The sequence below is a fragment of the Bacillus canaveralius genome, assembly GCF_002860125.1.
In the GTDB taxonomy this organism is placed as follows: Bacteria; Bacillota; Bacilli; order Bacillales; family Cytobacillaceae; genus Bacillus_BJ; species Bacillus_BJ canaveralius.
Genome location: NZ_PGVA01000069.1, coordinates 1 through 26,283 on the forward strand (window position 1 = coordinate 1; position 26,283 = coordinate 26,283).

Below are 26,283 nucleotides of genomic sequence, written 5' to 3' on the forward strand. Positions count from 1 at the left end.
AGCCGAAAGACTGGTGGACAGGATCCTTGAGTCAAAGAAGGTATTCGTAGCCGGCGCCGGCAGATCCGGGTTCATGGCCAAATCGTTCGTCATGCGAATGATGCATATGGGGCTGGACGCCTATGTTGTAGGTGAAACGGTGACCCCGAGCCTGGAAAAAGAGGATATACTCATCATCGGTTCAGGTTCGGGGGAGACCAAAAGCCTGGTGGCCATGGCAGAAAAGGCGACAAGCATAGGGGCAGCCACGGCCCTGGCGACGATTGCCCCTGAGTCAACGATTGGCAGATTGAGCGACTTTACCATTAAACTTCCGGCCAAGCCCAAGGCGGGAGCAGACAGTGATTATAATACGATACAGCCGATGGGCTCATTGTTCGAACAAAGCCTCCTTGTATTCTACGATGCCATCGTACTGAGGCTGATGGATAAGAAGGGATTGGAATCCGGGGTCATGTACGGAAGACATGCCAATCTGGAGTAGGGGAAACAAAATTCAGCCACGAAATTCTAGATTCATATAGAAGCTGCCTAATAGATTCTAAAAATTCCATACACAGACAAAAACCCTCCATATTCATCAGATATTAGGATTACGAAGTCTTTCTGAAAATATGAAGTTAATTTTCATATGGACAAACTTTACGTAAATTAAACGTTCCTGCTTCAACCATGTGCATCGCGATACATCTTGGCCACAAAAAGACTTCCATTCTTATCTTACCAAAACTTTCGTGCGATTCGATTAGATTTAAACGTGTTTCATATAGCGTACGACAGAAATAACATAGTTATACTCCTGATTTGCAATATAACGGAATGAAGGCGTTATCATGAACAGTTTCACCTACTTAAGGTTGCTCGACATTTCAGAAATTTAGCAAATAGACCTATTTGTAAACTAACTCACTAAATTTTAAAAGGGGGATATTATAATGAGCACACCAGAAAAGGTTTTGCAAAGAGTGCAGCATCCTCTAGAACCACTATCGGCAGAGGAAATTTTAAAAGCGGTTTCAATTTTAAAAGAGAAGAAGAATTTAACTGACTCAGCAAGATTCGAGCAAGTTGGATTATATGAACCTGCCAAAGAAGTTGTATTAAATTTTAAAGAAGGAGATCCGATTTCACGTGAAGCCTTCATAATTGTTCTAGATAGTAAAGATAGTCAAACATATGAAGCAGTCATCTCTGTTACAGACGGTGAAGTTGTTTCGTGGAAGCATATTCCTGGTGTTCAACCATCGTTTCTTCTAGAGGAATATAGTGAACTTGAAGAAACTGTGAAAAAACATCCTGACTTTCATGCAGCTCTTAAAAAACGAGGTATTGAAAGTCCAGATTTAGTTATGGTCGATCCGTGGTCTGTTGGTTACTTCGGTATACCAGAAGATGAAGGTAGAAGGCTCGCTCGTGCACTATGTTTTGTGAGACAGTTCCCTGGTGATAACGCGTATGCTTATCCTCTTACAGGACTATTACCTGTAGTCGACTTAAGCACCATGGAAATTGTAAGAATTGAAGACCATGGGGTAAAACCGATTGCTCCTACAAATGCACTGTATAAACCTGAACAAAATGAAAACATACAAGTACGAACAGATCTAAAACCTATCGAAATTACACAGCCAGAAGGTCCAAGCTTTGAAGTTAACGGACACAACATTAAGTGGCAAAAGTGGGACATTCGCATTGGTTATACAGCTAGAGAAGGGCTTGTTCTTCATACAGTAAGTTATGAGGACAAAGGGAAAAAACGCCCAGTGTTATATCGTGCAGCTTTATCGGAAATGGTTGTTCCTTACGGGGATACAAACCCTGCCCATGACTGGCAATGTGCTTTTGATGCAGGTGAATACGGAATAGGGCAGTTAGCGAACTCTTTAGAGTTAGGCTGCGACTGTTTGGGTCACATTCAGTACTTCGATGCCACCATGGCAACTGGTAACGGTGGAATACACAAAATCCCTAATGCTATTTGTCTTCATGAAGAGGATTACGGAATCGCATGGAAGCATACTGATTGGAGAACAAATGATGTAGAAGTACGCCGCTCACGTCGTTTAGTAATCTCATTCTTTACTACAGTAGCGAACTATGATTACGGATTCTTCTGGTACTTCTATACGGATGGAAGGATTGAACATGAAGCTAAATTAACAGGAATATTGAACGTTGGTGCGATTGACGAGGGTGTAAAACCGAAGTATGGATCAGAGGTTGCACCACAGATCAATGCGCCAATCCATCAACATTTCTTTAACTACCGAATTGATACACAAATAGATGGACAAAAGAACTCAGTTCAAGAATTGAATACAGTAGCATCGAAGCCTGATTCAAACAATCCAAATTTAAATGGTTTCTATGCCGAAACGACAACGTTTAAAACAGAATTAGAAGCACAACGCACCATGAATCTTGCTACAGCTAGAGGATGGAAAATTATTAACCCTAACTCCAAAAACTTAGTTGATGAGCCAGTGGGTTATGATCTTGTGCCTGGTCATAACTGTGTTCCATATCTGCATGATGAGTCAAGTGTAATTAAACGCGCAGGATTTATTAAAAATCACTTGCATGTAACAAAATTTGATCGTGATCAAATGTATGCTTCCGGAAAATATCCTAACCAAAATAAGGGTGGAGATACATTAGAACATTGGGTAAAAGCTAACCGCTCAATTGAAAATGAGGATATTGTCGTTTGGTATAACATGGGAGTTCACCATATTGTACGTCCTGAGGATTGGCCAGTAATGCCAACTGCTTATATCGGATTCGAGTTAAAACCTCATGGGTTCTTCGACCGAAATCCGGCGTTGGATCTTCCACGCCCGACAAAAGGTACTAGTTGTTGCAATAAGTAAAAGGGTGTTTGAAAAAGGAATTGTCTTTAAATTCCTTTTTCACCTTTTTCATAATACGTCAAAAATCATTGATTTATGGAGGCGAACCTATGTTACTGCTGATAAGTACCTTACTGGTAATAGTCTATACGATTGTCTGTGTAATTAAAGTGCATACCCATAAAGACAAATTAGTGAATATGACCGGTATGACAGTTGCAATGGTATTGGGGATGGCCAGTAGTTTAACGATGGGCTTAATTGCTGGAATCGAATTTCAAGGGAATTTGTCGCTTTCTACAATTATAGCCATCCACTACAGTCTGATGGTTGGAATTCTTGTAGGAAGACCCATTAATCTTCTTACTCTCGTTGAAGGAATGGCAGCCGGGGTTATGGGAGGTATGATGGGGGCGATGCTGGGAGAAATGCTTCCTTCTGGTGATTTCACCCTCATGCTGGTATTAACAGATATTCTTTTTATGGTAAGTGTCGTATCAATAATTTTCTTAATCAATGCTGAACTTAAGAAAACTGGAGAACCTGTCTCTTTTTATCCCCGTACCTTTCCTTGGATCGTTACATCAGTCATTTCCGCTGTGATTATACTTACTTTAGCAACTCTAGAAACCAAGCCAATGCTCAGCGATAGCAATGTTCAGGAAGAACAGCATCACCATCATGAATGAAAATGAAATGAAATTGTCACCTGAGTAATAACGGAAAATGTTAGTTCTGGTGAAGCTTAAATTAGTGTTTATAGTATATTTTCTACAAATGGAAATGGATGTGGAACTTCAATTATCAGAATAATCTGAAAACGTTGCGACGTCTGCTTTTTATAAGTCGTCAAAGTTTCCCAATCAACCGTGTGCGGGATCAAACTATAAATCCATGCTTTAAAGAAAACTGCTTATCAACAGTGAATATGAAATTTATTATACAAAATATAGGGGGAGGTTCATATGAGTACGAATAATAAATTGGAGTTGAAGAAAGTTTTGGGGCCTATGCAAATATGGGGCATAGGAGTCGGTATCGTAATTTCAGGTTCATACTTTGGTTGGAATTATGGCCTGGCTGCATCTGGCTATATCGGGATGTTAATTGCAACTGCAATAATAGGCATTATGTATGTAACACTGTGTTTGTCACTTTCAGAGTTATCTACAACGATGCCTCACGCAGGAGGAGCGTATGCTTTTACAAGAAGAGCGATGGGTCCATTAGCAGGATTTATTACGGGCATCGGTGTTACATTGGAATTTGCCGTAGGTACAGCAGTTTTTACTTCTGGAGCTGGTTATTACGTGCATTTTTTAATCCCGGCAATCGACCCGATTCTCGCTGCTGCAGTTTTATATGTGTTTTTCTTTATTGTGCATATTCTAGGTGTTAATGAATTTGCAACAATTGAGATGATCCTTGTTACAATATCCGTGGCTGTTGTCCTTCTTTTCTCTTTTTATGGGATGCCGCATTTAAGTGCTGATAAGCTTTTTGGGGGAAGCCTCATTCCTCAAGGTATTTCCGGTATTTGGGCGGCGCTCCCCTATGCAATGTGGCTGTATATCTGCTTGGAAATGTTACCGATGCTATCAGAAGAATGTCGCAATCCCGTTAAAGATATGCCCAAAGGTATCATGAGGGCCATCTACACCCTTGTCATCCTTGCATTCCTTGTAGTCACAGTAACTGTTGGTCTTGCAGGAGTTGTGGATACTTCCAAAGAAGCAAATCCTCTTTCTTATGCGATTGCTACCGGTGTTAACGAAAATTCATGGTTAATTAGTGTTCTCTCTGTAGTGGGTCTGTTCGGTATGCTTTCTAGCCTAGCAGGAGCGATCTTAGCCTATTCCAGACAAACTTTTGCTTTGTCAAGAGCAGGATACCTTCCTGAATTTTTATCTAAATTAAACCCAAAACGCCGTACTCCATATATGGCGATCCTGGTTCCTGGAGCATTGGGATTCATTTTTGTTCTTATGTTTGATCCAGATCGATTAATTTTGATTTCCACCTTTGGGGCATTGGTTTCTTACATTATGATGAATTTATCACTCATTATCCTACGTAAAAAAGAACCGAATCTTGCACGCCCATACAAAGCACCATTTTATCCAATAGTGCCTATCGTGTCGATTATCATTAGTGTACTTGCTTTGTTTTCCAGCGTTTTTAAAGACCCTACCTTTTTCTTCATCAACGTAGCGATTTTTGCTGTATCAATCATTTATTTCTTTGTATGGGCAAGGCATCGTATCAACAAGGATGCCCCAGAAGAACGATTTGCTGCTGAGAAAGGGTATGTGGCAGTGAAACGCATGATACCAGTGTCTGAAGCATTAACAGAAACAGAAACGAAAGAAACTGTTCCATTATAATGTAGTGACTTTGTTCTGCAATTTAAATGAATTGCAAGCGTGATAGAATTCATCAATTGTTTAATAGAAAGCAGAGGGATATCATGACCAAGATTGCACCTTCCATTCTTTCAGCTAACTTTGCCAGGCTTGAAGAGGAAATAAAAGATGTTGAACGGGGCGGAGCGGATTATATTCATGTTGATGTCATGGATGGCCATTTTGTTCCGAATATAACAATTGGTCCATTAATTGTAGAGGCAATTAGGCCAATAACAAAATTGACGTTAGATGTACATTTAATGATAGAAAATCCAGACCAATACATTAAAGCGTTTGCCGAAGCAGGAGCTGATTTATTATCGGTTCATATCGAGGCGTGTACACATTTACACAGAACGATTCAACAAATTAAATCTGAAGGAATGAAAGTAGGAGTCGTATTAAATCCACACACTCCTGTCTCGACGATCGAGCCTGTGATCGAAGATGTTGATCTTGTATTGCTCATGACAGTAAATCCAGGTTTTGGAGGACAATCTTTTATTCATTCGGTCCTGCCAAAAATTAAACAAGTGGCTGCCCTTATTGAAGAGCGACAGTTGCAGGTGGAGATTGAAGTGGATGGTGGTGTGACTCCGGAAACCGCTAAGCTTTGTGTCGAAGCAGGAGCGAATGTCCTGGTTGCAGGTTCAGCTATTTATAACAAACAGGATAGACGTCAGGCAATTGAAAGCATTAGAAATAACGCGCATATTATCGCCGCAGAGTAGAATGGCCATTTGTGATCAATATGTCTGGTACAGTTGTACAAAGGGAGAGATAAAAATAAGAAAATTACAGCGGATATTCTACTGTCACTAAAGTATATAACGGTGTCAAAAGGATGGAGGGTTACCCCCTCCTACCTTTATGACAGTTTAACGATATATATGTTCGCCGGAGCTGGAACCTAGATAATTATCGTGATCGTAATGTGATTTTGTATACTGTTCCTTACTTCGATTGGACGGGGCAATACCGACAAAGATGATATCAATAAAGGCTTATTTTGGAACATCTGTGTATCCGCAAAACATATCCATTCTTGTGAAATCATTATCTAAAGAAAGGGAGAGAGGATATGTCGGAGGTGATTCGGAAATCAATTACGCTGCTAACCACTATCATGCCAAATGAGGATAAAGAAGAGTGGAGTGCAACAGAAGTTAGCCGCGAACTAGATATTCCTATACAAACGGTGCATAGGTTGCTTTCTAGTCTTTCTGAATACGGATTTGTATTTAAAAACAAAGAAACGAAAAAATTCCGGTTAGGACTGACTTTAATGCAGCTAGGACTCTCAATACGGGATAACTCATTGGTCCGAAATAGTGCACTTCCAATCATGGAAAAACTGAGGAAGAGAACGAATGAAAGTGTTTATTTGACAGTTCCAGAGGGATATGAAGGGGTGATTATTGACGGCGTTGAGATGGATTTGCTTTTAAAAGTTGCCGAACCGATAGGGATGCGCACACCGTTATGTGTCGGAGCCTCTAAAAAGGCGATATTAGCTCATTTGAAAAGAAAGACCAGACAGCGGATAATCCATGAACTTATCGGATTAGGGAAAATAAAAGACGTAAAGAGACTCGAAAGTGAGTTAAAGGAGATTAAGGAATCGAAGATTGCCATCTCCTTTGGAGAGAGCACAGAGGGAACGGTAAGCATAGCATCACCGATTTTTTCTTGGGAAGACAAGGTTGTTGCATCCATAAGCGTTGGAGGACCAAAAGCAAGGTTTAACCAACAGCAGATCAAGTTTTTTATGTGCGAGACAAAAAAAGCCGCAATAGAAATATCGGAAGAACTGGGTTGGATTAACCTGGACAGATAGTGATTTGTTTTATAACGCCAATGTTAACATTACGGTAATTTGTCAGTGTTACAATCTACAAGTATCGTTAACAATGGAAAATTTTCAGTAATTTGAAATGATTACAAATGGGTTTGCATTCATGAGATTCGAAATATGTAAGTCGTTAAAAAACAATAATAAACATTGATTATTCAATACGGAAGAAGGTAATTGCGACTTGGTCGGAAACAAAAGGTTAGGCAACACCATTAATGACAGGCTAACAACAATCAAACATGGTTTCAGATGATCAAGTCAGGTATCCGCGGTGAGGATACTTTTTTTGTGGCCTGGAGGTGCATTGCACGTTGACAAACCGCGATAAGTACTAACTTGAACATATGCAAAAAGTCCGCGTTGAATTTACAGGAGATTGACATCGTTTCATTTAAAACTGATGCTCAAATGGATACAACACGATTGTAAGCACGCTTTTATCAAGTTTTCTTAATATAAGCACATCCCAATACATAAAAATGTGTTTTTCTCAATATTCAGGAAAATCGGATTTAATTTTTTAAAAATATATGTGAACATAAAATCATTACGTAATCAATCCTGTATCTATTACTAATTTTACGTCATCACAGGATCCAGAATAGAACGATTAAAAAGGTGTGGGATTGTGAAAGGAAAACTACAAATAAAAAGGGAGTGAAGATGATACAAAGTCGGTAACATAAACGGATTACATCTACTTAAGTCAAGAGCGGGGCATGCAGGTCATAAAGCAGGCGCGTTATGCACAGGACACAGATTGCCAGAACCTTCGTTTATGTAGAACACTATTGGAGAAGCTGGACACTTACAGATGTGGTTACGATAAGTATCCCACTCGATTAACAATTTTTACTGACCAGAAAATAAGGATGGACACGTTGGTTAATTATTGAGTTTTTCCTATGCATCTTACTTCAAAGGAGGAAAAAGCATGGCAAAAGTTGATTATCTGTCTTTACAGAAAGAGAAAATACCAAATCAGGCGTTACTTGACCGTTTTCCATTTCCATTTAAGGGAGATTCCTATCGTTATTCGAATAATTCAGTGGCTCTAGATCCTGCAGTAGTACTGGATATTACACCAGAATATTTCGAGGAAATTGAACAGAAACGACAAATTTTAGCAGATAAGAAAGCGCAATCATATCAATCCTTCACACATTCTCTGGAGGCACAGTGGGAAATTTTAGATATGATTATGCATGAAATGGCAACCGTGCATCCCAACTATTTCGGTTTGAGTAAAAGTGGCGATAACTGGACCTTCCAGAATCATTTATTAGGAGAAGAACAGGCGTTTATATTTGGGGATGCCTCAAGTTTACCTTATGAACCACTAGATTTCATTGGTCGGCATATTCAAGAGGACTTAATTTATATGGCACAGCGGGACGGGGACCTTTATATGGATGCAGGGCAACTGTGCTTCCCGGCGAATTGGTCGATTGCCTTCGATCTTGGCATGTCGTACTTGGAATTTCATTCTCCTGTTCCTGGCTTTGCTGAAAGCGGTTTAGCAGCGAAGGTTCGGAACTTCATCCTTAGAATGGAAGCTGGAAAACCATGGACCCGATTGAACTGGACGATAACAATTGAACCGATGCTGGATACGGCCCCAGAAACTTTTGATACGTGGGGAACGAAAAAAGATAGCATCACTCTTGATAATCTTGGGAATCTTGTACATTTAAGAGTTGAGGATCAAAGGTTGTTTCGTCTTCCGCGCAGCAACGGTATTCTGTTTGGAATCCATACACATTTGATTTCATTGGACGAATTGACACAAAACCATCAATGGGCGAAACGGTTTCATAGTGTACTAACTGACTTACCGGATCCCCTGGCACAATATAAAGGATTTGTATCCTACAAGGATAAGATAGTGACATACTTGGAGAAGAAAATAAAAGAATTATCCATAGAGTGAAAAGGAGGGGAACGACATTGCATACAATCAAATGCAGACTAATTCAAATAGAGAGAATTCTAGAGCAAGGTTTTATCGCAGAAGCAATATTAGTAGGAGGCATTAGTCCAGAAAAAATTGGCTTTGCAGACCAGGTTCAAACTGATGAAACTATATTTCAGCTACCAATTCATTTGGTTGAAACATCAAAGACAGAGGGAATATACCGACTATTATTCAATACCTCTGCACTCACGGATCAAGAACGTTTGGTGTTAACTGAACAACTCGCACAGCAAAACTTCTTTTTGGAACTTTCGGATGACTCAGTTTTCAAACTCGATCCTAATTTAAAAAAGCTGCTGGTGATAATTGATGAGTCAGCTTTCTTTGAAAGTTTGGCGATCATTGAGATGCTGTCTATCAATAATATAGAGACCATTGCTTATGTAAAAACTGAAGAACCACAGAGAGAATTTGTGGATTATCTTCAACAAAAACTCCCAGAAGGCATCTACTTTTTATCATCAATTAGCAGCGATGAAATTCATTCCATCTTTAATCAACAAACAATGGGTACAAAGCTGTTTTTATCTGGGCAGTGGCCAATGATTGATAGTTTGAAAGAGATGGCTTATGCTGCTGGTTTTTCCGATGAGGAAATCCAGTACAAAGGATATGGACGAAAAGTAGAAAAAATATTTTGTGTTAAATGTTACTCTTTCAATAGAAAGAAACAGACAGCTGAAACAAGGTGTGACCGTTGTAACACCGTTCTCGATGTGTCGCCACACTTTTCAAAAAGGCTTGACGCATACCTTGGCTACATTAAAGTTGAATGACTGCAGAGGGGGGAAAGCAGTGTCTTCAGGTACAATTAAGGTGATTGTAGCAGAAATTAAGTATGAATCTCCGACAGTTAAGAGCTTTAAGTTAATAGCAGCAAATGGCTCTTCATTGCCTGGTTTTAGTGGAGGATCTCATCTTACGACGTATATACAGTCCGAATTCGGATTGATTGAACGCCATTATTCACTCACAAACGATCCAGACACAAAAGAATATTATAAAATCGCCATTCGCCGCAGTGATCAGTCAAAAGGTGGCTCGATATTCTGGCATGACCATATAAAGGTGGGTGACCAGCTTGAGATTAGTTATCCTAGAAACCATTTTTCACTGAGTTTCAAGGCTAAACACCATGTCTTTATTGCCGCTGGCATTGGTATAACTCCTTTTTTGGCGATGTCGGCTGAATTGAAAAAGAAGGGAAAATCTTTTGAATTACACTATGCTGCTCCTACAAAGGAATTATGTGCCTTTTATTCGTATCTCTCTTCCACTTATCCTGAAGAAGCGAACTTTTACTTTTCAAAGGAAGGGCGAAGGATGACAACTGATGTAATGAAACATAAACCTATAGGGACGCACGTTTACTTCTGTGGAACTGAAGCAATGGTAAGGGAATACCAGGAAGCGGCGAAGAGCTATGGATATCCTGAAAAAAGTATCCACTTTGAACTGTTTACACCCCCGAGTTCTGGACCGAAGCACGCGTTTCAAGTGAAATTGCGTCAAAGTGATCAGATGATTGATGTTCCGGAAGGGGAAAGTCTGCTGGAAACTCTTTTGAAACACGGTATCCCGGCCCCACATTCATGTAAGATCGGGGGATGTGGCAGTTGTCAAGTTGATGTGTTGGACGGTGAAGTCGACCACAGGGATTTGTTCCTTTCGGATAATGAAAGGAAAGAAATAAATGTCATTTTAACATGTGTCTCAAGAGCGAAGAGTGGTTGCCTTGTGTTGGACTTATAGTATAAAACCACCAATTTTATCTTAAAGGTAACGTCAAATATAAACTGATATAAAGTGGACTGACATCCCCCCATCAGTATTTAAAAATATCATTAAGAGGGAGAGGGGCTAGATGCATACGGTAGAAATCCTGAGCTATACAGATTTCAATTTTGCGATTGAAGGGCAGGATGCCTCTTTGGAAGATATATTACCAGGTTTTAATAAGTGCGATCGTATTGGAGTCGTGGTACGGCAACCTGGTGGAGGCATGGGTGCAAGTGCCTTGCTTATGGCAGCGCTAACACGATTCTACGATCTTTATCGTCCGCTTCTGGGTGATGAGCCTGGGAAACTGCGAATATACCCTGAGTTCTTCGTCTTTCATGTAGGAAGACGCCATATGAATCATTCTTGGATGGATATTTGGCCACCTCATAAGGAGGTAGTAGTCGAGGACGACCCAGAACAGATTTTGGAGGCAATCAACGATCGAGGGATAACACGTTTACTCGTCGAGGATCTCACACCCTCGTCGGCCACATTTTTGCGAGAAACTATTAGCAGTGCTGAACATCGGATAGTCAGTGCTCTGGCGTACTCACCCACTGGACGTGTCGACAAGGCCGATGTGCAAATTATCAGTTGCTCGGTCGCTGAAGACAATGTCCTGTACTCGCTGAATATGTCGGAGGAACTGTCCAAAGAAGTTAAGGAGGAGTTGGCCCAGGCACGAAAACACCTTCTTGTCGGTGGCCGCGTGGCTGAAACTTACCGCCGGATTGAGCTAGCCGATGCGTTTCACATGCTAACGTTATCTACAGAACCGGGAACCACTACTCGCAGCTACATGTCTTTACTGGGAATAAGCAATCAGACATCTAGAAACAAACACCTGTTACATGTTGGAAAACGCTGACAAAAAAAGATGAGGAGAGGATTTAACATGGACGATCGAAAATTCAGAAGTGCAATGGGCAAATTTGCTACAGGAGTCACAGTGATAACAACAGAAGTAGATGGTAACGTACATGGTATGACCGCAAACGCCTTTATGTCTGTTTCCCTTGATCCAAAGTTAGTGGTGGTATCGATTGGCGAAAGGGCGCATATGTTGGCGAAAATTAAGATAAGCAAAAAATATGCTGTCAATATTTTATCCGCCGATCAACAAGAGTTATCAAAGATCTTTGCGGGACAAATCAAAGAGGAAAGAGACGTTCCCTTTGACACATTAAGCGGGGTCCCTGTTTTAAACGGAGCTCTTGCACAAGTGACATGCGAAGTTGTGGGCGAACATGTTGAAGGAGACCACACCTTATTCATTGGAAAAGTAACGAATATCCATCTGGAAGATAATGAACCGCTGATTTTCTTCAATGGTAAGTATCGTTCTTTGCTTACTGATGAGGTAGCTGTCAATAACTAAGTCTTGCTAAAGGAGGGGGCCACTTGGAAGTAATTTATGTGAATAACAGCAACCGAGATACCCATATTTCGAACAGCGAGCCTTGTGTGATCGCGCTTGGTTTTTTCGATGGTCTCCATCTAGGGCATCAACAAGTGATTAAAATCGCGAAGAGAGTAGCTGAGGAAAAGAAGGTATTGCTAGGATGTATGAGCTTTTTTCCACATCCGAAGGAAGTACTCCAAAAAGGGAGTAAAAAGTTTCAGTACCTAATGCCAATAGCGGAAAAGCAGAAAATTCTAAAGGAAATGGGCGTCGAGAAATTTTATATTGTTGAATTTGAGCGCGATTTTGCTTCATTATCCCCCGAACAATTTGTGCACAAATATCTCCTTGACTTTGGAGTGAAGAATGTTGTGGCAGGATTTGACTTTAGATATGGAAGCGACGGACGGGGGCATATGGATCGAATGAAGGATGACTCCAACGGTTTACTTGGAGCAATAAAGGTGGGGAAGGTCGAGTTTCAAGGGGAGAAGATAAGCTCTACTTTAATAAGAAGAACAATTCTTTCGGGAAAAATGGAGATAATTCCTCGTTATTTAGGTAGTCATTATCAAATAGAGGGTGAAGTATCATTAAATAAAACCACAGCTGAGATAAAAGTGAAACCTCATTTTCTCCTTCCTGCTCCAGGCGTCTATGAAGTAATTATTTCAAACGGGAAAGAAACATGGGAGCAAGTGGTTGTAGTCGCAAAGGAACAAATGAAATTTAGTCGTTCTCCCATGACCAACAGTTTATTAATGGATAAACAAACCGTTCGCATTGAGTGGGTAAAAAGTCTGCAATCCGGATTTTTAACCAGTTTAGTAAACCGACAAATTTTAGAAGGAGCCTCACGATCATGACTTTTAGTGATATCAGGGGTCTTCACGGGTCATTCATACATTGGGACAAAGGACAAAGCGCGAATCCAGTTACTTGTAACATAAATGCTAGCAAACTACGATGATTATACGGTGCCAGTCCTGTTAGTGGCCAAACTGTGGATTTGTGTTCACTTCATACGAAAAGTGGGTGTCCCAGAGTCTAATTGGGCCACCTACTTTTAATTTGGTGAAGACTCCTGTGGTTGAGTCGCGATCTCATGGCAACCATTTCCCACAACTCCCAGGCAGTTAATGAGTAGAGCTCATAAAAAAAGCGTATATTATTAAGTGCACCCTTTCATTTTAAAAAATATAAAATAATGAAAACCGTTCTTAGGAGTGTATTTAATGGGAAACAACACGATTGAAGAATGTGCAAACATAATTAAAAAATCAAAGAACATTGTCGTGCTAACCGGTGCTGGTATCAGTACGGAATCAGGAATTAAGGATTTCCGGTCACGAACGGGGATCTATAAAATGGCACCTGAATACATACTTTCGTTGGACTACTTTTATGAAAATCCAAAAGATTTCTATCAATTTGCCTTCGAGAATCTTTACCATCCGGATAGCTCTCCTAACAAAGGCCATGAGATTCTTGCAAAATGGGAAAATGAAGGGCGAGTCAAGCACATCATTACTCAGAATATAGACAGGCTCCATCAAAAAGCGGGGAGTAAAAACGTTATTGAGTTTCATGGAACAATGGAGACTGCAACCTGCTTAAATTGCGATCATAAATACTCAACTGAGGAAATGGCCCAGCGCTATAATCAAATGGATGATTTTTATGTTTGTGATCACTGTTCCACTGACGATAAAGAAGATCGGTATATAAAACCTGATGTAGTCTTGTTCGGAGATACAGGTGATTGGTTCACAGTCGAAGGATTTAATACGATCATCGACATCATCACTGAGGCTGACTGCGTCTTAGTCCTTGGTGCGAGTTTAAAGGTTACACCGTTCTCAACATTCCCGGCATATAGGGAAACAGGCATGCCATTAATCATTATTAATAAAGGGGACACATCTTACGATTTTGAACCAGATACGTATGTGATTAAGGATTTTATTGGTGAAACCTTAAGAAGGATTGATGAAAGGTTATAAACATGAAATGACAGTCTAGATGATTTTGCGCTCCTTGTTGCCCAAAATAGCTATTATAACCAGTATAATCGGATAAATATAAAAACACTAACATCGGCTGCCCGTTATTCGGGAGCCGATGTTTAATGAAATTGTATGTTTGAGTTTAGCGTCGTGCTTGCTGGCAGTTTTTAAAGGAAGATATAAATCATGTCCCTTGTTTTCTATGATAGAGATAGTCTATCTTTATTGTAATATAATAAATATTTTGAAAGAACATTGTATTAGTGGTTATTATGTGTTATTTTATCAAGTAAAAACTTCGTTCAATCTTACCTTGGTTAAAAACGACGTTGATTAGTAGAATAGCTGAGTCAACAGGATTGCATCTCTTTCAACCAATGCTGTGGAATTGCCGTTCTTTGATTGTATTGTTGTTGGATAAAATATATTCGCTGTTCAAAAATAAATCAAACTGTTATTGGAGGTGATGCTATTGTTAATACAAGTAAATATGGAAGAAGTAAGTGCGACCATCAATAAACTGTTTAACTCATTTCCAGTAAAGGTTGAAATGATACTGGAAGATAAAAGTATTGAAACGCTGCCACAAAAGTGTCCGGTCATTAATAAAATCAAAAAGACCGGCATAGATGTATTCATTCGAAATAAAGAAGAGCAAAATACTTGCATTACATGTTCTCTGAAAGATGAGTGTTTTGTTGAAACGATTATTATAAGATCTATAACCAAAAACAAAAAAGTAATCGGAGTTTTGTTGGTAACTCCCTTGGATGGTCAGGGAGACTGGCTAAAGAGAAACTTGGATAATATTGAAGTTCAACTTGATTTTTGCTGTCAATGGATAGGCAGTAAAATTGAAAATGACGAGTTAAAACAGGAAAACACCTCGATCTTGGAAGAAATGAATGGATTATTCACTTTTATTGAAGATCCCATTTTATTAGTTGGCCAGGATGGAACCATTCATCACTTGAGCAATAGTGTCAGCAAGCATTTTAGAAAAAGTAAGACGGTTTTACTGGGCGGAAACATAAACGAAATTATGCCCGATTCCGACTGGCTTGCTGTGAAGAACGCGAAGAAACAACAGGATTATAAAATTTCTATTGCAACTTCTGAAAATAAACAGGAAGAATATTTGGCTAAAGTTAAACCACTATATTCAAGCGGGATCATTGTTTCATTTCTTATTCAGTTGACACTTATCCAGGATTCAAAAAAGAAAATGAGAGAACAAAGGGTCCTTTACACCTTCAATGATGTGAAAGGCACAAGTGATTCGATTCAAACGGTTGTTGATATGGCGAAGCGGGTTGCACCAAGCGATGCCTCTATTTTATTGAGAGGTGAGAGCGGCACTGGGAAGGAAGTATTTGCACAATCAATCCATCAAGCAAGCCACCGGAAAAACGGAGCTTTTATCGCATTGAATTGTGCTGCCATTCCTGAAGCTTTACTGGAAAGTGAGCTTTTTGGACATGTAAAAGGAGCCTTCACTGGTTCAAGCGGCGACAAGCCTGGCAGATTTGAATTGGCGAATGGCGGGACGATCTTTCTTGATGAAATCGGAGATTTGTCACTGCATTTACAAGCAAAATTATTAAGGGTTGTTCAGGAAAGAAAAATTGAGCGCGTGGGAGATACAAAAAGCACTCCGGTTGATGTAAGGATTATCACAGCTACTCATCGTAATCTTGAAGAGCTTGTATGGAAGGGTGAATTCAGGGAAGATTTATATTATCGTCTAAATGTCATTCCCATTACGATTCCTCCTTTAAGAGAAAGAACAGAAGATATTCCGATTCTGGTTGATTATTTCATGAAAAAATTCTCCAAGGAGCTATTCCGCTCACCTAAGAGACTATCAAATGATGTATACGAACTCTTACTTGAGTATCAATGGTCGGGTAATATAAGGGAATTACAGAATGTTGTCCATCATTTTGTCCAATTAGAGATTGGTGACCTGGTGACCATGAAAAGCCTGCCAGCTTATTTAAGGGATTTATATGTGAAGGATAAAAAAATGGAAATGAAAAAAAGCATAATGATGCCAGCTAAAGGAACCATCCAACAAGATGAAAAAGAACTGATTATTGAATTATTGGATCTGTATGGCAGGGATACTGGTGCTAAAAAGAAGGTGGCAAATCACTTGAATATCAGCTTGCCTACTTTGTATAGAAGGCTTAGCAAATTCAATATTAAATAATCATTAGATTTTGAGAAAAAATGATAAATTGAGAAAACGTGAGAAAAAATGAGAAAACATTTTATTATTAGACCTTATAGGACATTCTTAGCTTTATCATTATTATAAAATTCTCATAATTCACTAAAATTAAAATCTTGTTATTCCCATCCAGCACAGGCTTGATTGGGTTTCTTTTTTTGGCACAGTTCTTGCATTGTATAAGAGAAAGGAGTACCCAACTATGTCATGGCAGATTAAAAAGCAGGACATACCGTTATTAGCAATTGGTGCAAAAATTTTATCTTGTGGGGGAGGCGGTAATACCAAAACGGTACAGAATTTATTGATGTCTATTATGAGCGATGAGGATGCAATAGTTGTAAAGACCATTTCTGACTTAGTGGATGAACGGGTTGTAGCGGTTGGTATTATGGGATCGACTATTTTATATGATGAACACATCCCAAGCGGGCGAGAGGGAGTGCAAGTTCTAGAAGTGTACGAATCGACTCATGGAACAAAAGTCGATGCACTTATCCCGATAGAAATTGGTGGAGTGAATGCCTTAACTCCTTTAGTAACGGCTGTTCTGAAGAATTTGCCTGTTGTTGATGGAGATGGAATGGGAAGGGCCTACCCCGAGTTATCGATGACAACTTTTCATTTATCAGGTATTCCGGTAGCACCATTAGTCCTGCAAACAGATGATGAAAATATGTTTATTGAGGATGTGGACACCATCCAAAGTACAACAGAACTGGCAAAGGATTTTATGGTCAGAAACGAAGGATTTGCCCATTTACTTTGTTTCGCAGCTAATGCTAGAAAAATAAAGACATCAATGATTCCAGGATCATTAAAGTTGATTCATCGGTTAGGAGTTGCCGTCAAAAAAGATACACTGAAGAGCCAAAAAATCGAAGAGATCAGCGCCGTATTCGAAAACTCGATCTACGGCAAACCTAATCTGGTCATCAGTGGCGTCGTTTCCGGGGTTAACCGCTGGTTTGAAAAAGGATCATTGGTAGGGAGGCTTATAGTGGAGGGCCGATTTTCATCTTCAAATAAAAGGATTGAAATAGAATTCAAGAATGAGTTCATTTCGATAAAAGAAGAAGAACAGTATGTTTGTACAACACCCGATCTTATCCTTGTATTAAATGAGGAAAATTTGCTCCCGTACAATGTTTCTGAAATACAGGCTGGACATTCTGTCATCGTATTCGCAGTGCAGGCTCCGAATATCCTTCGCACAAAAGAAATGCTTGAGCTTGTTGGTCCTGAGAATTTTGATTTAGCCGTTTCCTATAAATCTCTTCCTGGAGAATTTGATTATGAAACTAGGTATTGATGTTGGAGGAACAAATACAGATGCAGTTATTGTCCGGAATGATGGTAAGCTTCTTTCGTGGTCAAAGCATTTGACCACGAAAGATATTATTACTGGAATTGAGCTGGCCGCAAAGGAAGTATTGAAGGAAGCGAATATCCGGCCTCAACAAATTGATGGTATTTTCGTTGGTACGACGCATGTGCTTAATGCACTCTATCATCTCGTGAATCTCTCGAACACGGCGTTAATCCGGATTATCAAACATCCATCGTTGATTGAGCCTGCTGTAGAATGGCCGGATGGTTTGAAAAAATATTTAGCTAAGGTCTATCACTTCGAGAGCTCATATGATTACACAGGCAAAACGAATAGCCGTTCAACGACGAATTCAGATGCTTTCAAGCAGTTATTCCGCGATTTGAAAGAAATGAATATTGAATCAATCTGTATCGTCGGGGCTTATTCGCCTTTATATGCAAGTGAAGAACTTGAGCTCAGGAATTACATTAAAGAATCTTTCCCTGAGATTCCAATTACAATGTCACATAAAATTGGAAGTACTGGTTTCATAGAAAGGGAAAACGCGACTCTTTTAAATGCCATTGTTTCGAAGGTTATCCGTCAGGCAATGCTTGATTTATCGACCGTTTTCAGGAAGCTTTCACTAGAATGCCCGTGCTGGCTGACTCAAAATGACGGCTCGTTGATGGAAATCCAGGAAGCGATCGATTACCCTATCTTAACAATAGGATCCGGGGTTACCAATAGTCTCAGAGGGGCCAGTATCTTGAGCGGCTTGGACCGCTGTATCGTCGTCGATGTTGGCGGAAGTACAATTGATATCGGAAAGATCCTGAACAGCCAGCCGGAAGTATCGATAGGTTCAACTTCTATTCTGGGCATAGCCGTTAATATGCGGGTTCCGAAAATGTATTCCCTGCCTTATGGCGGAGGCAGTCTGATTTCAATCGAAGATGAATCTGTCCGGATAAAAGACACAATCGCCAGCGATATTGAACAACATGGGATATCATGGGGCGGTAACACGTGGACATTGACCGATTCTTTCCTTAAGGTTTATCCAGATTCTTTTTCAGATAAAAAAATAACACTTACGGGATTAGCAAAACTGTCCGAAGATGACTGTCAAAAAGTGATTAACACAGTAACACGTGAAATCAAGAAAAAGATAGCGAGGCTTCAGCAGAGCAATGAAGCTCTTTCGATTGTTTTAGTTGGTGGAGGCAGTTCCCTGCTTGTGAATAGGCTATTTGGAAAATACCAAAAAGTGTTCCATCCTGTCGGATTTCATATATGCAATGCAGTTGGAGCCTGTTTCGCACCTCTTAGTGCTCAGGTGGATAAAGTGTTCTGGCTTAGAGATAAGACGAAGCAGGAAATTATCGATGAGGAAAAGGAACAACTCATTCAACAGCTACTGAGGAAGGGAGCAACAAGGGACACAATTCAGGTGGTATCTATAGAAGAATTCCCCTTTGATTATTTGAAAGGGGAGGTATTGAGAATCCGTTTAAAGGCTTTAGGAGAATTGGAGTTTATTCCTTGAGGAGGCAAGGCGGTCATTTAATTATCACTGAACATTTATCGCATAATTCCACTAATTAAAAGGAGTGCAAGTAAATGAAAATCAAAGTAATTATGCCAATCACATCTGATATTTTTAATGAGGAAATTCTGGAAGAAGTTAAATTTTATGCATCTGAAACAACGGAAGTTGGAGTGACAAGTCTCGATTATGGCCCTGCATCTGTTGAAAGCGAATATGATGAAGCACTTTGTGTACCTAATTTCCTGGAAAAAGCTAAAGAGGCAGAGGAAGAGGGATACGACGGGGTGATCAGCGACTGCTTCGGTGACCCGGGAGTAAAGCCAGCAAGAGAAATTCTGGACATTCCGGTTGTGGGTGCTTGTGAATCCTCAATGCTGTTCGCAAGCTCATTGGCTAAATCATTTTCTGTCGTGACAGTGCTGCCGAATGTAGTCCCTATGATTGAAAATATCAGCAAAACATTAGGGGTCAACGGTAATTTGGCATCCGTCCGATATGTAAATATTCCTGTACTGGAAGTTCATGATAAGGATCGGCTAAAAAACGGACTGTATGAAGAAATGATCAAAGCAATCGAGCAAGATGGCGCGCACGCCCTAGTGCTGGGCTGTACCGGATTCATGGGTGTTGCAGCAGAACTACAACAACGCCTGAAGCAAAACGGGTACGAGGTTCCGGTCATTGACCCGGTATTCGCGGCAACAAAATTGCTGGAAAGTTTGATCGCTATGGGCGTAAAACAGAGCCGGCTGACTTACATGACGCCGCCTTCAAAAGAGCGGATCAAAGCTTAATTTGTTAAAAATCTTTTTATATGTTTAATTGTCGGAAAGTTCCAAAAATCGCCATTGGATTTTGTCTTGCCGCTTTGAGCGTTCAGGGTTGGACAAAATCCGTCTTTTGAAGGCAGAGGATTGGGGAAATTAATCATTGTAATAGGAGGTTGGATGTAATGGAAGAGACAAAGAAATTAGGAGATGATTATTCTCTGTCCAGAGTTCCGAAATCAGCGAGATTGCCAATGTGGGACATCATGCTTGTCCGGGTAGGCGCTCTTGCCACCCTGTCGCAATTTATGCTCGGTGCTGCGTTAGGTTACGGAATGACTTTTTGGCAGGCGTTTTGGGCGATGTTCTTTGGAAGTGTCATTTTACAGGTTATCAGTTTTCTTATCGGTTATGCGGGTGCAAAGGAAGGTCTTTCTACGAGTTTATTGTCGCGCTGGACTGGATTCGGCCGATACGGTTCCAGCATCATCGGCACGGTCATTGCCATTTGTACAATAGGCTGGTTTGGGGTGCAGAACTCTGTTTTTGCCAATGGATTAGTCGAGGCGACTGATGGGAGATTGACCCTTCCCGTTGCCGCCGCAATAACTGGCATGGGCGTAACAGTATTAGTTATCTTCGGATTCAAGCTGTTAAGTATGACTGCGAAAGTGGCCGTACCCGCCTTTTTATTGGTGGTAGGATTCGGAATCTATCAGGTTCTTAGTGATCATTCGATCAGCAGTTTAATGAGTACTCAGCCTCCGGGTGAGACAATGTCACTTGGAGTAGGTGCAACAATGGTCGCCGGTGGTTTCATGATCGGTGCTGTCATTACTCCTGACTTCAGCAGGTTTGCCCGAAACGGGAAAGATGTTTTCTGGATGACCACGATTGGTACTATTGTTGGTGAGATGGGTGTCGGTATGGTTGCTGTGTTGATGGCCCACGCTGCAAAAACGAGCGATGTTGTCAGTATCATGCTGCAAACATCCGGCTGGCTTGGTGCGGCAGTCGTTGTTTTTTCAACCGTTAAAATCAATAACCTGAATTTATATTCTTCTTCCCTGGGCTTTACGAATATCATTGACTCCGTTTTTAAGGTCAAGCTAAATCGTGGTATCGTGACTCTTGTCATTGGAGTAATTGGCACTGTGCTATCCATTCTGGGGATCCTTGACCGGTTTGTCGACTTCCTTGTTTTACTTGGAATTATGATTCCGCCGATTGCCGGGATCATGGTTGTTGATTATTTTATATTAAAAACGTATCGAACAGCACTTGATGAGAGCAGGAAGAATGGAACCTTGCCAGGCGAGCCTGAAAGATTGAATCCTGTTACACTTGTGGCCTGGATGGCGGGATTTGCAGGCGGTTATTTTATTACTTTTGGCATACCATCGATTAACTCACTCCTGATAAGCGGAGTTATCTATTACGCAGGTGTTTTAGCTGTAAAAGCGATCAGAAGCAAAAATGAGGTAAAAAGTACTGTTGTATCGTAATCTATCGCAAAATTGGAGGACATAAAAAATGAGAAAACTAGGAAAACAAGAAATCGAAGATATCGCGGTTGGTGCTGCCCTACTGGGAACAGGCGGTGGAGGTGACCCTTACATTGGCAAGCTTATGGCCCTTCAAGCTATCGAAGAATACGGGGAAATTACGCTGCTGGATGTGAATGAAGTGCCGGATGACGCCTTAGTCGTCCCTTCCGCGATGATGGGAGCACCGACGGTTATGCTTGAAAAAGCACCAGGCGGAGAGGAAGCGACAGCTGCTTTTAAAAATCTCGAAGCTTATTTGGGTAAGGAAATTTTCGCAACGATGCCAATAGAAGCAGGCGGATTAAATTCGATGCTTCCCCTTGCCCTTGCTGCAAAGCTTGGCTTGCCAGTCGTCGATGTTGATGGAATGGGCCGGGCGTTTCCCGAATTGCAAATGGTCACTTTCTATTTGGATGGGATCGCAGCAACGCCGATGGTTCTGGCGGATGAGAAAGGGAATACTTCATTGCTTTCTACCATCAATAATGTCTGGACTGAGAGAATTGCCCGTGCAGCTACCATTGAAATGGGCGGGTCATCCATGATTGCCATTTATCCAATGACCGGAAAAAACTTAAAGGAAAGCGGAATCAGCAATATCCTTAAGCTTGAAGAAGAGATTGGCAAGTCGATCAGGCTTGCGAAGCAAAACAATGCTGACCCGATTAAAGAAGTCCTGAAAAAGGCAAACGGATTTGAGTTGTTCCGCGGCAAAGTCAGCGATATCAACCGAAAAACTGAGACTGGTTTTGCCAGAGGCGTGGCGACATTCGAGGGTATCAATGAGTACAAAGGAGAGACGCTCGAGGTCAGGTTCCAAAATGAGCATTTGCTCGCCCAGACAACCGATCAGCGCCTCCTTTGTGTTACACCAGATTTAATTGCTGTGCTTGATGCGGAAACTGGCCTGCCAATCACAACGGAAGGAATCAGATATGGCGCCAGATGCGTGGTCATCGGAATGCCTTGCCATCCAAAATGGAGAACAGAGAAGGGCCTTGAAACAGTTGGTCCAAAATACTTTGGCTATAATGTTGATTATGTTCCGTTAGAGGAACTTGTAAAAAAAGGAGTGACAGCATAATGGGCGTTTATCGTATTGGAATTGATGTCGGGGGCACTCATACAGATGCAGTGCTATTAGATGAAAATAATACAGTCATTTCGGAGACGAAATCACCGACGACAGAAGATGTAGCGACTGGTATTTATACAGCGATGAAAAAAATCATCAATGATGCAAATGTTCCGAGAGAGCAAATCAAATATGCGATGCTTGGAACCACCCATTGCACCAACGCAATCGTGGAAAGAAAAAGGCTGAATAATATTGCTGCAATCCGCATTGGTGCTCCAGCCACTTTGGCAGTCAAACCACTGATAGGTGTGCCTGACGACCTCCGCGCGGCACTCGGTAAATATGTCTACCTTATCCGTGGAGGCCATGAATTCGACGGACGGGAAATTGTTGAATTAGATGAAGAACATTTATATCGGATTGCCAAAGAAATCAAAGGGAAAGTCGATTCAATTGCGATAACTTCCGTTTTTTCTCCCGTATCGCAAAAGCATGAACAACGAGCAAGTGAAATTTTGAAAGAAGTACTTGGAGACGACATTTCGGTTTCTTTATCGTCCGAAATCGGTTCAGTCGGATTACTGGAAAGGGAAAATGCTACGATCCTCAATGCAGCTGTTGTAAATGTGGCTAAAACGGCAGCTGACGGATTTATCAATGCTTTGAAAAATGAAGGGATTGAAGCGAGAGTCTTTTTCGGACAAAATGATGGTACATTAATGTCTGTAGAATATGCGGTCAAATACCCAATTTTCACAATCGCCTGCGGACCAACGAACTCATTGCGCGGCGCATCGTACTTGAGTGATTTCTCGGATGCGATCGTTGTCGATGTCGGTGGAACTACGTCCGATATTGGTGTGCTAGTTCAATCGTTCCCAAGAGAATCTTCTTTAGCGGTTGAGATTGGCGGAGCGCGGACAAACTTCCGGATGCCTGACCTTATTTCCATCGGACTTGGTGGGGGTACGATCATCCGGATCAAGGATAATGGGGAATTTACGGTTGGACCAGACAGTGTCGGTTATCGTTTGCCTGAAAAGGCCTTGATTTTTGGAGGGGACACTTTAACAACGACAGATGTTGCTGTGGCCCTTGGAAAAGTAGAGCTTGGTGACCCTTCAAAAGTGGCCCATCTTGATAAGGAATTATTAAATAAAGTTTATGATAAAATGGTAGATCTAGTCGAAGAAGCCATTGATAAGATGAAAACCAGCGCAGCTCCTGTACCAGTCATTCTCGTTGGCGGCGGCGGCATCTTGCTCCCGGAAAAATTAAATGGAGCATCAGAAGTGATTCGCCCTCAGCATTCAGGAGTAGCCAATGCGATCGGCGCAGCCATCTCCCAAGTAAGTGGACAAATTGAAAAAGTCTATGCACTAGCTGAAATCGGCAGAGAAAAAGCATTAGAGCTGGCCAAGGAAAAAGCGGTGTCTGAAGCAATCAATGCCGGTGCTGATCCAGACAGCATCATCATCGTGGACATAGAAGACGTTCCCCTTGCCTACATGCCTGGCAATGCCACTCGTATTCGTGTGAAAGCAGCCGGTGATTTAGCCCAGGTTGATGTGACTGAACTGGTGTGATACAAGCTGAATTCAAAAAGCTCTAGTATAATCTAGAGCTTTTTCTAATACAAGGGAGGTACACAATATGAGCACAAGAACTTGCATAGAAGAAATCAAAAATAAAACATTGATCATTGACGCGCACTTTGATTTATTAATGGACGTCTCCATTCAAAGGGAGAAAGGCAGAAAAAAGGTGATTGAAGCAGATTATTTTTCACGTTTTAAAGAAGGTGGTGTCAATATCATTATTGCAGCCATCTTCATTGATAGTGCATTTCTGCCTGAAATGGCACTGCGGAAGGCGCTCAATCAAGTAAGTGCTTTATATGAAGAAGTACAGGAATCTCCAGATAAATTGATGATTTGCCGGAATAGCGATGACATGACCGCTGCTCAACAATCCGGAAAAATTGGTTTTCTATTATCTCTCGAGGGCGTGGAACCAATAGGGACAGATTTAAGCTTATTAAGAGTGTTCTTTGAATTGGGTGTCAGAAACTGCGGCTTGGTTTGGAGCAGAAGGAACGCGGTCGGGGAAGGCAGCCATTTCAGCCCTGTTCGCGAAGGTAGAAAGGGAGGGATTTCCCACTTTGGTGTCCAGTTGATTGAAGAGGCCGAAAAACTTGGTATCACGATCGATGTTTCCCACTTAAATGATGAAGGATTTTGGGATGTTGTGGAAATTTCAAAGAAGCCAATCATTGCTTCCCATTCGAATTCAAGGATCCTATCCAATACAATGCGTAATTTAACAGATGAACAAATCAAAGCCATTGCCTCAACCGGCGGGGTAATAGGGGTGAACGCAGTTAGTATTGTTGTTGCATCAAATGATGAATACAGCACTCTTGAGCATTATATTAATCATATTGAGCATATTGTTAATCTTGTTGGAATTGACCATGTCGGCATCGGGCTGGACCTGTGTGACGATTTCTTCAAATATGTGTCAGCAGATGACTTAGCCAGTATGCCGCGTAAACCCTTTGACGTAATAGAAGGGCATCAAAATCTTCCCAAATTAATAGAAGGCTTGATTAATAGGGGCTACAAAGATGAAGACCTGAAAAAAATACTAGGCGGAAATTTTTTAAGAATATTTTAATTCTCGGTGACTGTGGAATATTGACTAATTATTTTACTCATGTGAAACACTCCGCAATGCTGCAGGATGATGTTGTTGTCATTGTCTTCTGCAAACATGAATATCAGCAGGATTGGCTTGAAGAACGGTATCGGCAAGAGGTTTTCTTTACAGTCAAGGAAGTGACTGGAAGGACATATGAAATTGAAATTGAGGTATTAAATTGAAATAGATTTAAATTTCGCAGAGGCTACTATAGACTTTGCGTTTTTTGTTGGTTTCAAATTGCGACCTTTAATTTAGTTTTTCAAATTTCCGGACCATGATTTTACTTACTTGCAAAAGAGAGCAGTTATCGTGGACTTGTTCTTTATCAATTAAATCAAGGAAAACCAGAAATTTCAGAAAAAATAAAAAAATGAATTGACTGAAAGCGCTTTTAATACTAAAATGTGTTTATGATATTATCAAAACTTAACCAAAAGATAACAAAAATAAACAAATGGGGGTGTCTGATCTTAACAAATATTGATAAGGTATCGATTAAATCTTTCAATCACAGGAACAACATGTCCCAACTAGAAACATTACATAAGCAGCGGATTGATTGAAAGCACAACTCAAATGAGGACCTTAATAACATCAACAAATCAACAGCCGCGCGTTACACAATAACAACTTGCAACTAGAAACTACAAAACTCCAAATGTTGATAACCTTTGAATTTGTGAAATTAAGAAACTTAAATCTAAAATATTTATTCTACCGAAAATACCAGATTCCTTCTGAACATGACGACAACTAGTTTGAGTCAAGCATTTGTTGGCGGAATTTATTTCCACCTAAAACGTGTAAGCGGATTCAT

General features: G+C 40.7%; 22 protein-coding genes. All 22 read left to right on the forward strand.

The features are described 5' to 3' along the window. Positions 1-484: 6-phospho-3-hexuloisomerase (gene hxlB / locus CU635_RS20390; RefSeq protein WP_101579212.1), on the forward strand; the 484-nt coding region annotated here is incomplete at its 5' end. Between the two features lie 451 nt (positions 485-935). Further along, a complete protein-coding gene (locus CU635_RS20395; protein ID WP_101579213.1) occupies positions 936-2,870 on the forward strand; it encodes a primary-amine oxidase in 1,935 nt (644 codons plus the stop codon). Positions 2,871-2,959: 89 nt separating this feature from the next. Continuing rightward, positions 2,960-3,538, forward strand: a complete 579-nt coding sequence (locus tag CU635_RS20400) for a hypothetical protein (protein ID WP_101579214.1) — start codon at positions 2,960-2,962, stop codon at positions 3,536-3,538. A gap of 276 nt (positions 3,539-3,814) precedes the next feature. Beyond that, positions 3,815-5,233, forward strand: a complete 1,419-nt coding sequence (eat, locus tag CU635_RS20405; RefSeq protein WP_101579215.1) for an ethanolamine permease — start codon at positions 3,815-3,817, stop codon at positions 5,231-5,233. 83 nt (positions 5,234-5,316) lie between these two features. Continuing rightward, positions 5,317-5,985 carry a ribulose-phosphate 3-epimerase gene (gene rpe / locus CU635_RS20410; RefSeq protein ID WP_101579216.1) on the forward strand — a complete coding sequence of 223 codons (669 nt, stop codon included), beginning with the start codon at positions 5,317-5,319 and terminating at the stop codon, positions 5,983-5,985. Positions 5,986-6,335: 350 nt separating this feature from the next. Continuing rightward, a complete protein-coding gene (locus CU635_RS20415) occupies positions 6,336-7,091 on the forward strand; it encodes an IclR family transcriptional regulator (protein ID WP_101579217.1) in 756 nt (251 codons plus the stop codon). Positions 7,092-8,043: 952 nt separating this feature from the next. Beyond that, positions 8,044-9,039 (forward strand): heme-dependent oxidative N-demethylase family protein, encoded by a 996-nt coding sequence (locus CU635_RS20420; protein WP_101579218.1) that lies wholly within the window; start codon positions 8,044-8,046, stop codon positions 9,037-9,039. Positions 9,040-9,056: 17 nt separating this feature from the next. Next, positions 9,057-9,860 (forward strand): dimethylamine monooxygenase subunit DmmA family protein, encoded by an 804-nt coding sequence (locus CU635_RS20425; protein WP_101579219.1) that lies wholly within the window; start codon positions 9,057-9,059, stop codon positions 9,858-9,860. 19 nt (positions 9,861-9,879) lie between these two features. Continuing rightward, positions 9,880-10,836, forward strand: a complete 957-nt coding sequence (locus CU635_RS20430; RefSeq protein WP_101579220.1) for a PDR/VanB family oxidoreductase — start codon at positions 9,880-9,882, stop codon at positions 10,834-10,836. Positions 10,837-10,948: 112 nt separating this feature from the next. Further along, entirely contained in the window at positions 10,949-11,734 is a 786-nt protein-coding gene (locus CU635_RS20435) for a hypothetical protein (RefSeq protein ID WP_101579221.1), read from the forward strand. A 27-nt stretch (positions 11,735-11,761) separates the two neighbouring features. Next, positions 11,762-12,244 (forward strand): flavin reductase family protein, encoded by a 483-nt coding sequence (locus tag CU635_RS20440; RefSeq protein ID WP_101579222.1) that lies wholly within the window; start codon positions 11,762-11,764, stop codon positions 12,242-12,244. A gap of 23 nt (positions 12,245-12,267) precedes the next feature. Then, positions 12,268-13,134 carry an adenylyltransferase/cytidyltransferase family protein gene (locus CU635_RS20445; RefSeq protein WP_101579223.1) on the forward strand — a complete coding sequence of 289 codons (867 nt, stop codon included), beginning with the start codon at positions 12,268-12,270 and terminating at the stop codon, positions 13,132-13,134. A 369-nt stretch (positions 13,135-13,503) separates the two neighbouring features. Further along, positions 13,504-14,271 (forward strand): NAD-dependent protein deacylase, encoded by a 768-nt coding sequence (locus tag CU635_RS20450; protein ID WP_101579224.1) that lies wholly within the window; start codon positions 13,504-13,506, stop codon positions 14,269-14,271. Between the two features lie 475 nt (positions 14,272-14,746). Continuing rightward, entirely contained in the window at positions 14,747-16,486 is a 1,740-nt protein-coding gene (locus tag CU635_RS24155) for a sigma-54 interaction domain-containing protein (RefSeq protein ID WP_180956643.1), read from the forward strand. Positions 16,487-16,709: 223 nt separating this feature from the next. Then, the gene (locus CU635_RS20460; RefSeq protein ID WP_101579226.1) at positions 16,710-17,819 is read left to right on the forward strand and encodes a DUF917 domain-containing protein; all 1,110 of its coding nucleotides are present in this window, start codon (positions 16,710-16,712) and stop codon (positions 17,817-17,819) included. Continuing rightward, complete coding sequence (locus tag CU635_RS20465; RefSeq protein WP_101579227.1) at positions 17,803-19,368, forward strand: hydantoinase/oxoprolinase N-terminal domain-containing protein; 1,566 nt, start codon at positions 17,803-17,805, stop codon at positions 19,366-19,368. The genes CU635_RS20460 and CU635_RS20465 overlap by 17 nt, the downstream gene beginning before the upstream one ends. Positions 19,369-19,442: 74 nt before the next feature. Continuing rightward, positions 19,443-20,165, forward strand: a complete 723-nt coding sequence (locus CU635_RS20470) for an aspartate/glutamate racemase family protein (RefSeq protein ID WP_101579228.1) — start codon at positions 19,443-19,445, stop codon at positions 20,163-20,165. 158 nt (positions 20,166-20,323) lie between these two features. After that, positions 20,324-21,643, forward strand: coding sequence for a purine-cytosine permease family protein (locus CU635_RS20475; RefSeq protein WP_101579229.1), 1,320 nt, complete (start codon positions 20,324-20,326; stop codon positions 21,641-21,643). Positions 21,644-21,671: 28 nt separating this feature from the next. Next, positions 21,672-22,769 carry an S-methyl thiohydantoin desulfurase family protein gene (locus CU635_RS20480; RefSeq protein ID WP_101579230.1) on the forward strand — a complete coding sequence of 366 codons (1,098 nt, stop codon included), beginning with the start codon at positions 21,672-21,674 and terminating at the stop codon, positions 22,767-22,769. Further along, a complete protein-coding gene (locus CU635_RS20485) occupies positions 22,769-24,349 on the forward strand; it encodes a hydantoinase/oxoprolinase N-terminal domain-containing protein (protein WP_101579231.1) in 1,581 nt (526 codons plus the stop codon). The genes CU635_RS20480 and CU635_RS20485 overlap by 1 nt, the downstream gene beginning before the upstream one ends. A gap of 67 nt (positions 24,350-24,416) precedes the next feature. Beyond that, positions 24,417-25,439, forward strand: coding sequence for a dipeptidase (locus CU635_RS20490; RefSeq protein WP_101579232.1), 1,023 nt, complete (start codon positions 24,417-24,419; stop codon positions 25,437-25,439). A 20-nt stretch (positions 25,440-25,459) separates the two neighbouring features. Next, complete coding sequence (locus CU635_RS20495) at positions 25,460-25,645, forward strand: hypothetical protein (protein ID WP_101579233.1); 186 nt, start codon at positions 25,460-25,462, stop codon at positions 25,643-25,645. Positions 25,646-26,283: the final 638 nt, after the last annotated feature.